Source organism: Microbispora cellulosiformans (assembly GCF_008728085.1).
Taxonomy (GTDB): Bacteria; Actinomycetota; Actinomycetes; order Streptosporangiales; family Streptosporangiaceae; genus Microbispora; species Microbispora amethystogenes.
Genome location: NZ_VYTZ01000012.1, coordinates 63266 through 76216 on the forward strand (window position 1 = coordinate 63266; position 12951 = coordinate 76216).

Here is a 12951-nt window from a genome sequence, read left to right on the forward strand (position 1 = left end):
CGTGGGTGTGACCTTCATCACAGCACTTCTGACCCACCGGCTGACAACCATCCCGCGAGATCCCTCATGATCAGCGCAAACACAGCTGACTTTCAGGAATCGCCTTGACGTGCTGATGCGTATGTCGGGCTGGTGCCCATTTGCACCGCACGATTACCACTTTTCCCGTCCTTTCTTCGTATAACTTTCTCCTCGTTCCTTCACTGACGCATGGGGCGCAAGTGACGCCTCACGACAGACCAGGGAGAATTTCCATGAAGCGCACGCTTGCTCTGGGCGGCATGGCGGCCGGTCTGCTGGCCACCGCCGTTGTCGCCTCCCCGGCCGCGAACGCCGGGAACGACGTTGCTGCCGACTCGCTGGCCAAGACCAACCTGGCCGCTCAGCAGGTCGCGGCATTCTGGTACGGCGAGAACGCCGCCAACCTGATCAACGCCACGCCGTACGGTGTGGAGACCAAGGTCGTCGCCAAGCACATCTCCAAGGGCGGGCCGTCCGCGGACAGCAAGCCCGGTGTGGTGCCGGCGATCGGCGACGAGAAGAAGTCGGCCGCCAAGTCGAAGAACGTGAACCTGCCCAAGACCTCGGGCAAGGTGTTCTTCCTCGGCGCCGATGGCAAGCCGCACTGGTGCACCGGCTCCTCGGTGCAGTCGGCCTACCACAACGTCGTCGCGACCGCGGGTCACTGCGTGTACGACACGGAGTCGAACAAGGCCACCCTCGACAAGTGGGTGTTCATCCCGGGTTACTACCAGGGCAAGACCCCGTGGGGCATCTACGTCGGTAAGACCGCCTACACGCACTACGACTACGACGTGTACGAGGACGGCGACCGCGACTACGCGTTCGTCACCGTGTACAACGGCGTCAAGATCGACCGCGCCCACCTGTCCGGCGCCCACAGCGACGCCGGCAAGGACTGGGGCACTTTCGAGACCCCCTGGGACGCGCAGAAGAAGGTCAAGCAGCTGCAGGACGCCAAGGCGTCCGGCGCGTCCGACCTGAAGATCACCCCTGTGGTCGACTGGGCGCACAAGGTGGTCGTGGGCACTCCGGGCTCGCAGAAGGTCGCGGCCAGCGTCGCCCAGCTCGCGGTGGACCCGGCCACGATCAACACGGCCCGGACCACCCTGGAGAACCACGCCAAGAGCCACACCAACGGTGCGTCCACGTTCAGTGACAACACGTGGGGCTCCGAGGTCAAGGAAGTCACGTCTGGGGCGTTCGCTGCGGGCTGGAACACGAACGACGCCAAGACGCAGACGGTCTTCTCCTGGGTCGCGCAGAGTGGCAAGAAGTACCGGGCCACCTTCTGGGGCAACTTCGACACCGACTACAAGGTCACCGGCAAGGTGCTGTGGATCGGCCTGTCGGACGCGGGTCGCCTGGGCGACAACGTCGGTGGTCAGGGTCTGGCCTACAACCAGAAGATCGGCCAGCCGGTCTTCGTGTTCGGCTACCCGAGCGGTGTGCACCCGGACGGGAACAACGCCTTCACCGGCCACACGCTCAAGTGGACGTACGGCAAGACCTTCGCGGCGCAGGCCCCGGCCATCAAGGCCGAGGAGCTGCAGGGCGTCAAGTCGTCCTTCACCGGTGAGGGCGCGCTCGGCTCGTCCTGGCTGCTGAAGTACAACAACGGTCGCCGTCTCGGCTACCTGAACGGTGTGACCATCGGCGTCTCCGACACCGACGGCAACGACCGCTACGACACCTCCGTCTCCCCGTACTTCGACGGCGAGACCTACGGCGTCTACAAGGCCGCTGCCACCAAGTGGTCCGGCAAGATCGTCTGATCTTCCCGTAACTGATCGCGAAGGGGCCCGGCATCCAGCCGGGCCCTTTTTCGTGCGCGGCTTTCGTGCGGCAGGTTCCCTGGTCGGGTGCTCCACGATCCCGACCGCCGTGGCCACGCCAGCACGTGGCCTACGTCCGCGCCGGTCACGGGCACGTGCTCTTGGGCTGCCGTGGTCGCGGGGCCGTGTTCGGCCGGCGCGCGGTCCGCCAACGTTCACCGGGGTGGAGGGAGCGGAGCGGAAGGGAGCGAGGACCGCGAGCGTTGCGCCCAGCGAAGCGGGCTTCGCGAGGACTGGAGGTTCCTTCCGGCGCAGTGACCGACTCGGCCAAGGGAGGACCGGGAATTCCCCGGTGTAGTGACCGAACCGGCCGAAGTTCGAGGACAACCACCAGGGACCGCCGTGGTGCCGGGGCTGCCGCGGGTGCCAGTCCAGCCGCTACGCCCTGCGGTCCTGCCGGGCTCCCGCCACGCTCCTCGGGCGCCCCTGGCCATGCCCACCGCTCGTGCCCGCTGCTCGTGCCCGCCGGTCGTGCTGCTTCCCGTGTCCGCCGCTGACGAGTGCCGGCACGCCGGTCGGTGGATGCGCTCCACCTCGCCTCCCACCCGACGCCTTCGCGGCGCCGCTCGTCGGATGCCCTGGCCGGGACAACGGAAAAGGGCCCGGCATGAAGCCGGGCCCTTCTCGTCAGGCGTACGGAGATCAGACGATCTTGCCGGACCACACGTTGGCGGCCGCCTTGTAGACGCCGTAGGTCTCGCCGTCGAAGTACGGGGAGACGGAGGTGTCGTAGCGGTCGTTGCCGTCGGTGTCGGAGACGCCGATGGTCACGCCGTTCAGGTAGCCGAGGCGACGGCTGTTGTTGTACTTGAGCAGCCAGGACGAGCCGAGCGAGCCCTCACCGGTGAAGGAGGACTTGACGCCCTGCAGCTCCTCGGCCTTGATGGCCGGGGCCTTGGCGGCGAAGGTCTTGCCGTAGCTCCACTTGAGGGTCTTGCCGGAGAAGGCGTGGTTGCCGTCCGGGTGCGACCCGCTCGGGTAGCCGAACACGAAGACCGGCTGGCCGATCTTCTGGTTGTAGGCCAGACCCTGACCACCGACGTTGTCGCCGAGGCGGCCGACGTCCTTCAGGCCGATCGACAGCACCTTGCCGGTGACCTTGTAGTCGGTGTCGAAGTTGCCCCAGAAGGTGGCCTCGTACCGCTTGCCGTCCTTCTCGAAGGTGTAGACCGTCTGCCGACGGGCGTCGCTGGAGTTCCAGCCGAGACGGGAGGAGTGGTGCCTCCGGCTCGGGCGGGCCTCCTTGACCACGGCGCCCCACGTCTTGTCGTCGTAGGTGGACTCGCCGAGGTGGCCCTTGGCCCAGTTCTCCAGGGTCTCACGAGCCGAGTTGACGGTCTTCGGGTCCACCGCGATCTGAGCGACGCTGGCCGCGACCTTCTTCGAGCCCGGGGTGCCGAGGGCGACCTTGTGGGCCCAGTCCACGACGGACTCGACCCTCAGGCTGGAGTAGCCCGTGTCCTTCTGCGCCTGCAGCTTCTTGAGAGCCTCGAGAGCCTGGCCGTAGCTCTCGTACGAGGCCGACTCGTACTTCTTGCCGCCGGAGACGGACGTCGGCAGAACGCCGTTGTACACGGTGACGAACGCGTAGTCGCGGTCGCCGTCCTCGTACACGTCGTAGTCGTAGTGCGTGTAGGCGGTCTTACCGACGTAGATGCCCCACGGGGTCTTGCCCTGGTAGTAACCCGGGACGAACACCCACTTGTCGAGGGTGGCCTTGTTCGACTCGGTGTCGTACACGCAGTGACCCGCGGTCGCGACCAGGTTGTGGTACTTCGACTGCACCGAGGTGGCCGAGCACCAGTGGGGGCGGTGGTCCGCGCCGATGAAGAACACCTTGCCCGTGGTCTTGGGCAGGTTCACGTTCTTCGACTTGGACGACGACTTCTTCTCGTCGCCGATCGCCGGGACGGTGCCGGGCTTGCTGTCCGCGGACGGCCCGCCCTTGGAGATGTGCTTGGCGGCGACCTTGGTCTCCACGCCGTACGGCTTGGCGTTGACGAGGTTGGCCTTGTTCTCGCCGTACCAGAACGCCGCGACCTGCTGGGCGGCCATGTTGCTGCTGGCCAGCGTGTCGTGGGAGATGTCGTTCCCGGCGTGGGCGGCCGGGGAGGCGACGACGGCGGAGGCCAGGAGGCCGGCCGCCATGCCACCGAGGGTGAGGGTGCGCTTCAAGAGGGTTCTCCCTTGGTCTGTCGTGGGGCGCCACCTGCGCCCCATGCGTCAGTAAAGGACTGATAAGCAAAGTTATAAGAGAAATCGGGAGGATCAACGGTGTTCGGGTGAACGAACCATCGCACTCCGTGATCATCAGCGTCTTGGAGTCCTCTGACCGATTCTGAGATTTTGCTGTGTTTCGCCTGTTAGGAGTGTGAATCTTCGGCCGAATCCGGGGCTGCTCGCAAGATCCCTTAGGGCCGCTCAATGTGACCTAAATCACACCAAAGAGACGAAACCAGAAAGCATGGTGATCACGTCTGAGTTGCCTGCAGCCGTGGCGGCGGGGTCCCGGCGCGGCTCGGGCCGTCCTGGAATCGGTGTGCGGCGCCGCTGAGTCGCGACGAGCCTTGAGAGGGTCTCCGCACGGCAGGAAGAGCGCGTACGGCCGTCAGGCGCGCGCTCAGCGCGACGTGCGAGGAGCGGGCCCGCGGAACGGGGAGGACGGCCGCCGAAGGAGACGCCGAGGCGGTGGAGCAGACGCCCGGAGATGACGGCGTAGATGCCCGGAAGTGACGGCGTGGATGCCGCGAGGCGCGGTGGAGACGCCTGGAAGCGACGGCGGAGGCGCCGCGAAGGACGGTGGAGATGCCGCCGGAAACGCGAAAAGGGCCCGGCTGGATGCCGGGCCCCTTCGGGATCAGTCTGGGACAGATCAGACGATCTTGCCGGACCAGTTGCCGGCCGCGGCCTTGTAGACGCCGTAGGTCTCACCGTCGAAGTACGGGGAGACGCTGGTGTCGATCCGGTCGTTCTTGTCGGTGTCGGCGAGGCCGATGGTCACACCGTTCAGGTAACCGAGGCGACGGGCGCTCTTGTACTGCAGCAGCCAGGACGAACCGATGGCGCCCTCACCCGTGAAGGAGGACTTGACGCCGACCAGCTCCTCGCCCTTGACCGCGGCGGCCGAGGCGGCGAAGGTCTTGCCGTAGCTCCACTTGAGGGTCGCACCCGAGAAGGCGTTGTTGCCGTCGGGGTGGTATCCGCTCGGGTAGCCGAAGACGAAGACCGAGCTGCCGATCTTCTGGTTGTAGGCCAGGCCCTGACCGCCGACGTTGTCGCCGAGGCGGCCGACGTCCTTGAGGGCGATGATCGGGCCGTGCCCGTGCCCGCCACGCAGGCTCTTCACGTAGAAGGTCCGCTTGAAGTAGCGGTACTCCCGGCGCCCGGGCCAGGTGGGGGAGGGCGTCGCGGACGGGGTGGCCGAAGGCGTCACCGTGGGCGTCGCGCTCGGCGACGCGCTCGGGGTCGCGCTCGGCGTGGAGGTGGGGGTCACCACGATGGAGGGAGCCGCGTCGCGGGGGCCGCGGTGGTCGCCATGCCCGTGGTCGCCACCGTGGTGGTCGTCGCGACCACGCACTTCCTTACGGAAGTACAGGGTCTCGCCGTCCCGGCTGACGTACCAGTCCCGCCGGCTGTCGTACTCGCGGCCGGTGATCTCCTTGGTCACGACGCTCGTGCCCGAGGCCCAGGGGCCGTTGCCCGTGAGGTCCTTGCCCCTGTTCTTGGCCTGGAACTCGCGGACGCTGATCTGGCGGACCAGCGTGCGGTCGTCGTGCCCGCGCCCACGGTGGTCGTCGCGACCGTAGCGGTCGTCACGGCCGTGGTGGTCGTCGCGCCCGTGGTGGTCGTCGCGCCCGTGGTGGTCGTCGCGCCCGTGGTGGTCGTCACGGCCGTAGCCGTCGTCGACCACGGTGGGCAGCACGCCGTTGTACACGGTGACGAACGCGTAGTCGCGGTCGCCGTCCTCGTACACGTCGTAGTCGTAGTGGGTGTAGGCGGTCTTGCCGACGTAGATGCCCCACGGGGTCTTGCCCTGGTAGTAACCCGGGACGAACACCCAGCGGTCCAGCGTCGCGCGGTTCGACTCGGTGTCGTACACGCAGTGACCGGCCGTGGCGACCAGGTTGTGGTACGACGACTGCACCGAGGTCGCGGTGCACCAGTGGGGGCGGTGGTCGGCGCCGATGAAGAACACCTTGCCCGTGGTCTTGGGCAGGTTCACGTTCTTCGACTTGGCGGTCGACTTCTTCTCGTCGCCGATCGCCGGCACGACGCCGGGCTTGCTGTCCGCGGACGGCCCGCCCTTGGACACGTGCTTGGCGACGACCTTGGTCTCCACGCCGTACGGCGTGGCGTTGATCAGGTTCGCCTTGTTCTCGCCGTACCAGAACGCCGCGACTTCCTTGGCGGCCAGGTTGGTCCCGGCCAGAGTGGCGGCGCGGTGGTCGGAGCCGGCATGAGCGGCGGGGGAGGCGACGACGGCGGAGGCCAGCAGGCCGGCCGCGACGCCACCGAGAGCGAGCGTGCGCTTCAAGGGGAAACTCCCTGGTCTGTCGTGAGGCGTCACCTGCGCCCCAAGCGTCAGTAAAGGAACAAAATGGAAAGGTATCTGAGAGAATGCTGGGAAAGGGGGTATTTCAGCTGACCACATTGCGGGTGTCACGGTGCCGCGTCGGCGGCCGGAGGGCTCTGGCGTGGTCGTTTCCGCTGATCATGACGGGTGGATCCCCCTGCTGATCACACTGGGTGATGGATCGCTCCAGCTACGGGTGTGACGAACATCACACCTGGTGATGAAACCGGTTGTCGCCGTGGACCCGTCCGAGATTGCCGTGCCGGCGCCTCGCATCGGCGTCCGGGGGAGCCGCCTACCGGAGCCCGTTGTCGAGTGCGTCCGAAGGGGCGTCGAAGGGCACGAGAAGCGTGCGCAGCAGCCGGGCGAGGGCCTGCTGCTCGTGCGGGTCGAGCCCGGCCAGCAGTTCGCGCTCGCGCCGCAGCAGGTCGGCGAACGCGGCGTCGACCCGGTCCATGCCGGCGCGGGTGAGGCGCACCAGCACGCCGCGCCGGTCCTCGGGATCGGGGCGCCGGGTGACCAGCCCCGCGGCGGCGAGCCGGTCGATGCGGTTCGTCATCGTGCCCGACGTCACCAGGGTGGCGCGCAGCAGCGCGCCGGGGCTCAGCTCGTACGGCTCGCCGGAGCGGCGGAGCGCCGTCAGCACGTCGAACTCCCACGACTCGATGTCGTGGGAGGCGAAGGCGGCCCGGCGCTCACGCTCCAGGTGCCGGCTCAGGCGGGAGACCCGGCTGAGCACCTCAAGCGGTGTCACGTCCAGGTCCGGGCGCTCCTGCTTCCAGGCCGCGACCAGCCGGTCCACCTCGTCCTCGGCGGGCCTAGAGAAGGTCATGCGCCGAGTCTAGCTTTTCTTGACATCGAGATATCTCGCGCGATATCGAGTATCTCGACATCAAGATAATTAGGAGGCGGGCATGCCTGGGGACATCTGGGACCCGGAGGTCTACGAGCGCTACGCGGCCGAACGCGGGAGGCCCTTCCACGAACTCGTGAGCCGGATCGGCGCGCGGTCGCCCGAGTACGTCGTCGATCTCGGCTGCGGCACCGGGGAGCTCACGGCGACGCTCCTCGCCCGGTGGCCCGGCGCGCAGGTCCACGGAGTGGACGCCTCACCCGCGATGATCGGCAAGGCGCCGGCGGGCCTCGGCTTCGAGGTGGCCGACGTACGCGACTGGCGTCCGTCGCGGCCGGTCGACGTGATCGTCTCGAACGCGCTCCTGCAGTGGCTCCCCGAGCGCCGCGACCTGCTGAGCCGGTGGCGGGGCTGGCTCGCCGACGACGGGTGGCTCGCCTTCCAGATGCCCGGCAACTTCGACGCGCCGAGCCACGCCGTCGTGCGCGAGCTGTGCCGTACGACCTGGCGGGCGGAGCTGGGCGACGTGCCGCGCGGGACGACGGTGGGGGAGCCCGAGGAGTACGTGGACCTGCTCGCCGGTCTCGGCCTCACGGTGGACGCCTGGGAGACCACCTATGTCCACGTCCTGCAGGGGGAGGACCCGGTGCTGAACTGGGTCAAGGGCACGGCGCTGCGGCCGATGCTCGACCGGCTGCCGCCCGAGCGGCACGCCGCCTTCCTCGCCGACTGCGCGCGGGCCCTGCGCGAGGCCTACCCGCCCCGGCCGTACGGCACCCCCTTCCCCTTCCGCCGCATCTTCGCCGTCGCCCACTCATGAGGCCACAACCGAGCGATCCGGAGGGGCGCGCCGCCGATCTGCACTGAGGAGCGAGGAACGAGCGACGAGGGCTGTGTTCCTCGCGCGCCTCCGGCACGACCAGGCGGGTGTGAGCGCCCCGATGGTGAGCGGGAAACACTGTTCACTTTCGCGTGGCACTATGACGGCCCGACCGGGAGGCACTTGGGGGAACGGTGGCGCTTGAGATCGAGGACAAGTTCGACGTACAGGAAGACTTCGCCCTGCCCGACCTGGGCGGCGTGCCGGGATGCGCGCGGGTGGCCGAACCGCTGTCACACCGCCTGACCGCGGTCTACTTCGACACTCCCGATCTGCGCCTGGCCGCCCGGGGCGTCACGCTGCGGCGCCGGCGCGGCGGGGACGACGAGGGCTGGCACCTCAAGCTGCCCAAGGCCGCGGGCGCCCGCGAGGAGATCACCCGGCCGCTCACCCGCAGCGCGAAGACCGTCCCCGCCGAGCTGGCGAGTCTCGTCCTGGCGTACACGCGGGGCGCCCCGCTGGCGCCGGTGGCCCAGCTGGAGACCCGCCGTTCCATCGCGCTGCTGCTCGGACCCGAGGACACTCCGCTCGTGGAGGTCGCCGACGACCGGGTCAAGGGCACCGTCCTCGGCGACGAGCCGGTGGTGCGGCGCTGGCGGGAGGTCGAGGCCGAGATCAAGGAGGGCGACGCCGAGATCCTCAAGAAGGTGGGCAAGCGGCTGCGTAAGGCCGGCGCCGCCCCCTCGGCCAGCGGGAGCAAGCTCGCCCGGGTCCTCGGCGACCGGCTCCCCGCTCCGCGCCCCGCGACCCGGCCCGAGCCGGGCTCCGTCGGCGAGGTCGTCGTCGGCTACCTCCGCGCCCAGGTCGCCGCGCTCGCCGCCCAGGACCCCCGCGTACGGCTCGCCGGGGAGGACGCCGTGCACCAGGCGAGGGTGGCCTGCCGCCGGCTGCGCAGCGCGCTCAAGGCGTTCAAGCGGATCGTCGTGGAGACCGAATCCGTGCAGGAGGAGCTGAAGTGGCTCGGCGAGGTGCTGGGCGAGGCACGTGACCTGGAGGTCATGCGGGCGCGCTTCGCCGGCCGTCTCGACGCGCTCGACCCGCGGCTCGTCACCGACGAGGCGCGCCGCAGGCTGGGCGACGACCTGCTGGCCAGGGAACACGACGCGTACGACCGCATCCGGGCCGCGCTCAGCGGCGAGCGGTACTTCGCGCTGCTCGACGCCCTCGACGCGCTGGCGGCCGACCCGCCGCTGACGGCGGCGGCGGGCAGGGACGCGGCCAAGGCCCTGCCGAAGATCGTGGACAGCAACTGGCGGCGGGTGGTGGACGCCTACGACGCGGCCGGGCGCGCGGAGGAGGGCGAGGAGCGCGAGACGGCCATGCACGAGGTGCGCAAGGCCGCCAAGCGCGCCCGGTACACCGCGGAGGCGGCCGGCATGTCCGGGCCGGCCAAACGGGCGAAGCAGGTGCAGACGGTGCTCGGCCGGCACCAGGACGGCGTGGTCGCCCAGGACACCCTCCTGGAGGAGGCCGCCCGGGCGCGGGAGGCCGGGGAGGACACCTTCACCTACGGCGTGCTCGCGGGCGTCGAGAGCGTCGAGGCGGCCCGCGCCCACGAGGAGTTCCCCGCCGTGTGGGCGTCCGTCACCGGATGACCCGCCGGCCCACGCGCCGCGTCTCCACGGCCACCGCGGCCGGTTCACGGTTGACGCGCCAGGCGCCCGCCTCGCCGGCCGGTCAGGTCACGTAGCGCTCCAGCGTGACCACCTGACCGGCCGCGTGGTGGAGGACGGCGAAGCCGCCCTTGGCGATGGCGAGGTCGGCGGACCGCGCCCGGTGCAGCGTCTCGCCCGCCGTGCCCAGCAGCGCGGGCAGCACCTTGCCGTGGCTGCACAGCACCGCCGCCTCCGCCGCGGCGAGCGACTCGCGCACCAGGCGTTCCGCCTCGCGGGGGTCGTAGCCGCTCTCCGACAGCGCCTTCTCCTTACGCACCTCCAGGCCGCGCCGTTCCGCGTACGGCCCGATCGTCTGCGTGCAGCGCCTGGCGTGCGAGCTCACGAGCCGCTCCGGCCGGTACGCCCCGAGCACCGCGGCCAGGATCTCGGCCTGGGCGCGACCCCGCTCGTCCAGCGGGCGGTGGTCGTCGTCGCCCTTCCACTCCTGCCGGGAGCCCGCCAGCGCGTGCCGCAGGAAGATCAGCGGAGTGGTCGTGAGGGGCGCGGCGCGGACGGCCCGCAGCAGGCGCCTGTCCCATCGATAGGTGAGGCGCCGCACCGCCTCCTCGATCGGCAGCCAGACGACCTCGTCGACCTCCTTGTCGATCACGTGGCCGTCGCCGCCCGCCGCCCGCCCGTCGCCGGGGTCGCGGGCGAGCCAGTAGTCCACCCGCTTGAGCCGGCCGTCCTTCAGGTAGTGCACCGGCGGGAGCGCGCGGCCGAGCACGACCCGCAGGCCGGTCTCCTCCCGCACCTCGCGCAGCGCCGCGGCGATCACGTGCTCGCCGTGCTTGAGCTTGCCCTTGGGCAGGCTCCAGTCGTCGTACGCCGGCCGGTGGACGAGCGCGATCTCCGGATCGGCCTCCTCGCCCCGCCAGACGACCGCCCCCGCTGCTCTGATCACACGGGCCGCTCTGACCACTGCGCCGAACATCACTCGGCCCCGTCGTCCACGGTCCGCCAGCGACGGCTCGCGATCAGATGGTGCTGGAGGTCGGTCTCGCCCCGGTGGCGCAGCCACTTGCCGTCGGAGTGCAGCGTCCAGGCGGTGGTGGTGTCCTCGAAGGCCAGGTCGAGCAGGTGGGCGAGATATCTGCGGTGCTCCGGGCTGGTGACCTTGACCAGCGCCTCGACCCGCCGGTCCAGGTTGCGGCGCATCAGGTCGGCGCTGCCGATCCAGATCTCCGGCCGGCGTCCCCCGCCGAACTCGAACACGCGGGAGTGTTCGAGGAAGCGGCCGAGCACGCTGCGTACGCGGATGGTCTCCGACAGGCCCGGCAGGCCCGGGCGGAGCGTGCAGATGCCGCGGACCCACAGGTCCACCGGCACGCCCGCCTGCGACGCGCGGTACAACGCGTCGATGACCGGCTCGTCCACCATCGAGTTCGTCTTGATCCGGATGCGGGCCGTGCGGCCGGCCTCGCGATGGGCGATCTCCTGCTCGATCCGGTCGAGCAGGCCCTGGCGCAGCGAGTCGGGCGCGACCAGCAGCCTGCGGTAGTCGGACTGGTGGGAGTAGCCGGTCAGGTGGATGAACAGGTCGGTCACGTCCTCGCCGACCTGCGGGTCGGCGGTGAGCAGGCCGAAGTCCTCGTACTGCCGGGCCGTCTTCGGGTTGTAGTTCCCGGTGCCGATGTGGCAGTAGCGCCGCAGTTCGCCGCCCGCCTCCTGGCGGACCACCATGGCGAGCTTGCAGTGCGTCTTGAGGCCGAGCACGCCGTAGACCACGTGGCACCCGGCCGTCTCCAGCTTGCGGGCCCAGGAGATGTTCGCGTGCTCGTCGAACCTCGCCTTGATCTCCACCACGACCACGACCTGCTTGCCGGCCTCGGCCGCGTCGATCAGCGCGTCCACGATGGGCGAGTCGCCGCTCGTGCGGTAGAGCGTCTGCTTGATGGCCAGCACGTCCGGGTCGGCCGCCGCGTCCTCCACGAACCGCTGCACGCTCGTCGCGAACGAGTCGTACGGGTGGTGCACCAGGATGTCGCGCTCGCGCAGGGTGGCGAACAGGTCGTCCTCGGCGCTCACCGCCTCCGCCGGGACGAACGGCCGGAAGTGGAGCTCCGGGCGGTCGAGGTCGGCGATGGCGTGCAGCCCGGTGAGGTCCAGCGGGCCGGGCAGCCGGTAGATCTCGTGGTCGCCCACCCCCAGCTCGTCGACCAGCAGATCGAGCACCTCGGGAGTGATGGTGTCCTCGACCTCCAGCCGCACCGGCGGCCCGAACCTGCGCCGCAGCAGCTCGCGCTCCAGCGCCTTCATCAGGTTCTCCGTGACGTCCTCGTCGACCTCCAGGTCCTCGTTCCTGGTCACCCGGAAGACGTGGTGCTGCACCACCTGCATGCCCTTGAACAGCTCGCCGAGGTGCGCCGCGATCACGTCCTCCAGCGGGACGAACCGGTCCTTCGACGCGTTCACGAAGCGGGGAAGCTGCGAGGGCACCTTCACCCGCGCGAACACCGTGTGGCCCGTCACCGGGTTGCGCACGGTGACCGCCAGGTTCAGCGAAAGCCCCGAGATGTACGGGAACGGGTGGGAGGGATCGACGGCCAGCGGCGTCAGGACGGGCCTGATCCGCTGGCGGAAGAGCTTGCGCAGCGCCGTCCGCTCCTCCCGGGCGAGGTCCTCCCAGCGGACGATCGCGATGCCCTCCTCGGCCAGCTCCGGGCAGATCCGGTCGTGGAAGACCGCCGCGTGCCTGCGGGCGAGGTCGTCGGCGACCGACGCTATCCGGGTCAGCGCCTCGCTCGGCTTCAGCCCGCCCGGCGTCCGCAGCAGCAGCCCGGTCGCCATCCGCCGTTTCAGCCCGGCCACCCGTACGCGGAAGAACTCGTCGAGGTTGCTCGCGAAGATGGCGAGGAACCGCACGCGTTCGAGCAGCGGCACCGACGAGTCCTCGGCGAGCTCCAGGACCCGTTCGTTGAAGAGGAGCCAGCTCTCCTCACGGTTGAGGAACCGGTCGTTCGGCAAGGGGGCGGGCACGGGGAGGTCGGCCTCCTCCGGCGCAGGTGAGGGGGAGCTTTGGGCGGACATATAACGAAATATGCCCCACAACGTTGAACGGAACGTTAACTTCGCAGCAACGAAACCGTCAGGCCGGTCCACCCCCGCCGGTCACCTTGCCCGCGGTATCGCGG

The 12951-nt window shown here is 69.6% G+C and carries 8 protein-coding genes; 3 read left to right on the forward strand and 5 right to left on the reverse strand.

What is annotated here, in order from left to right; genetic code table 11:
* The first annotated feature begins 254 nt into the window (after positions 1-254).
* The gene (locus F5972_RS28015; RefSeq protein ID WP_150937541.1) at positions 255-1796 is read left to right on the forward strand and encodes a trypsin-like serine peptidase; all 1542 of its coding nucleotides are present in this window, start codon (positions 255-257) and stop codon (positions 1794-1796) included.
* Positions 1797-2498: 702 nt separating this feature from the next.
* On the opposite strand, the gene F5972_RS38425 is transcribed toward F5972_RS28015, so the two are convergent.
* The 3 genes from F5972_RS38425 to F5972_RS28030 all read right to left on the reverse strand — a co-directional run bounded on the left by F5972_RS38425 (position 2499) and on the right by F5972_RS28030 (position 7261).
* Positions 2499-4031: a trypsin-like serine peptidase gene (locus tag F5972_RS38425; protein WP_225311962.1), complete on the reverse strand. Its 1533-nt coding sequence runs from the start codon at positions 4029-4031 to the stop codon at positions 2499-2501.
* Between the two features lie 697 nt (positions 4032-4728).
* Positions 4729-6390, reverse strand: coding sequence for a PT domain-containing protein (locus tag F5972_RS38430; RefSeq protein ID WP_225311963.1), 1662 nt, complete (start codon positions 6388-6390; stop codon positions 4729-4731).
* Between the two features lie 334 nt (positions 6391-6724).
* Complete coding sequence (locus F5972_RS28030; RefSeq protein ID WP_150937543.1) at positions 6725-7261, reverse strand: MarR family winged helix-turn-helix transcriptional regulator; 537 nt, start codon at positions 7259-7261, stop codon at positions 6725-6727.
* A gap of 82 nt (positions 7262-7343) precedes the next feature.
* Here F5972_RS28030 and F5972_RS28035 point away from each other — a divergent pair, with 82 nt between their 5' ends.
* Positions 7344-8102 carry a trans-aconitate 2-methyltransferase gene (locus F5972_RS28035; RefSeq protein ID WP_191910344.1) on the forward strand — a complete coding sequence of 253 codons (759 nt, stop codon included), beginning with the start codon at positions 7344-7346 and terminating at the stop codon, positions 8100-8102.
* A gap of 194 nt (positions 8103-8296) precedes the next feature.
* Positions 8297-9757, forward strand: coding sequence for a CYTH and CHAD domain-containing protein (locus F5972_RS28040; protein ID WP_150937545.1), 1461 nt, complete (start codon positions 8297-8299; stop codon positions 9755-9757).
* Between the two features lie 82 nt (positions 9758-9839).
* Here the strand turns inward: F5972_RS28040 and F5972_RS28045 are convergent, their stop codons facing one another.
* On the reverse strand, positions 9840-10721 hold the full coding sequence (locus F5972_RS28045; protein ID WP_225311964.1) for an NUDIX hydrolase: 882 nt from the start codon (positions 10719-10721) through the stop codon (positions 9840-9842).
* Positions 10722-10750: 29 nt separating this feature from the next.
* On the reverse strand, positions 10751-12847 hold the full coding sequence (locus F5972_RS28050; RefSeq protein WP_150937549.1) for an RNA degradosome polyphosphate kinase: 2097 nt from the start codon (positions 12845-12847) through the stop codon (positions 10751-10753).
* Positions 12848-12951: the final 104 nt, after the last annotated feature.